This window comes from Micromonospora sp. NPDC047730 (assembly GCF_043204765.1).
Taxonomy (GTDB): domain Bacteria; phylum Actinomycetota; class Actinomycetes; order Mycobacteriales; family Micromonosporaceae; genus Micromonospora.
Genome location: NZ_JBIDCU010000070.1, coordinates 1 through 1,680, shown reverse-complemented (window position 1 = coordinate 1,680; position 1,680 = coordinate 1). Strand labels below are relative to the sequence as shown.

Annotated in this window: 1 pseudogene; it reads left to right on the top strand. The window is 69.4% G+C overall.

Annotated elements, in window-relative coordinates:
- Nucleotides 1–1,012: pseudogene (locus ACGF5G_RS35715) on the top strand (hypothetical protein); the annotation flags it as partial.
- Nucleotides 1,013–1,680: the final 668 nt, after the last annotated feature.

Sequence of the window (1,680 nt, the reverse complement as noted above, 5' to 3'; positions counted from 1 at the left end):
CGGCGCCGCCATGCTCACCTCCGACACCCACACACCGCGCGGCATCCCGACACCCCGACGACCCGCGCCCACCACACCGACCACCACAGCGGCCCAAACCAGCGCCCCACCCACAGCGACCGAACACGACAGCAGCGCGCCCGCCGCAGCAGCCCCAGCCGCAGCCGCAGCCGTGGGCACGCCGGCCCGCAAGACGAAGCGCGGCGCGAAGGGCTGGTGGCACCCGCCGGCCAAGCCGACGCAGCCGGTCAGCGGCCCTGCCAGAGACACCGGCCCGGCGGACGTGCCGCCCCCGGCGCGGCGGCGGTGGTCACGGCTCGCGAACGCGCGCGTCGTCGTCGCGCTGGTCGCGGTCTTCGGCCTGCTGGGCGTAGCGCTCGTGTTCGGTACCGACGCCCCGAGCGACCGGCCCGAGGTGACCAGCGCAACGCCCGAAACCAACGCCCCGAGCGACCGGACGCAGGCGCCCAGCGCAACGCCCGGAACCAACACCCCGAGCAAACGGACGCAGGCGCCCAGCGCAACGCCCAAAACCAACACCCCGAGCAAACGGCCAATGCTCAAACTGGAGGACGTCCAGGTACACAAACCGTCGAAGCTGAACTCGGTTCGCCCCGCGGTGGTAGGTGCCAAGCATTTCGTCGACCGGCCGCCCGTCTTCACCAGCCTTCCCGACCCGCTCACCGGAGCAGTGCTGATCCCCGGCGCCAGCGACGACAAACGACTGACCTCCCCGGCGGACTACCTGGTCTTCGATGTCGCACACGACGCCACCGTGTACGTCGCCTTCGACAGACGCGGAGCACCGGAGGTGGCCGACTGGTGGCCGGCGTGGCTGAACCAGCAGGGCTTCAAACGCACTGACATGATCATCCCAACCAACGACAAGGACCAGCGTCACTTCGTCGTGTTCGCCAAAAAGGTGCCGGCGGGACGCGTCACGCTCGGACCAAACGCGGCGACAACCGTGTACTCCACCGGCTACATCACGCTCCTAACCGCTCAGGGATGATGATTCCGTCACAAGATGACCGTTCCGGCGCTCCGCCATGGAACGGCTGATCCAGCACAGAAGTTGATCACGGTGGCGCCGATGCGTAGCAGCCCGCCAGGCGTGGCTTGCGGGTAGCGGTGCAAGCCGGGTTTGGTGGAGATCACCCCGCGTAGCTCGGCGTGTTCGGTCGGGGTGAGCTTGTCCGAGCCGTCGATCTTGTCGGTGAGAGGCGATCAGCCGTTTCACGCACGGCGCGGCGTCGCGTTGGGCGACGTCGGGGTTGATGCAGATCACGAACCGGTCGTCGGTGTGGAGCAATGCTGCGGGGCATGTTGTCGTCGGCCGGGTCGCGGACGGTGGTGCTGTCGACGGCGGAGACCGCCGACGGGCGGTCGCGGGCGTGGCGGCTGTATCGGCGGATGGGATTCCGTGACCTGCGCCGCGGGCTGCGCTATCCCGGCGACCCGCGAGCGTACGCCGTCCTCGGCCGCGATCTGCCGTGGCGGGACGGTTCGGCGGGGCGCACGGGGGATCGCGGTGCGTGGCCGGCAGTGAGGAGGTGACGCAATGCTGAGGTACCGGACCGGGACGGTTGCCGACTGCGGTGATTGGGGTTACGCGCGGCTGGCGGTGCTCCGCGGCCGTGTACCGCGCGGTCGATCATCGACAGAAACCCTTCGTATCAA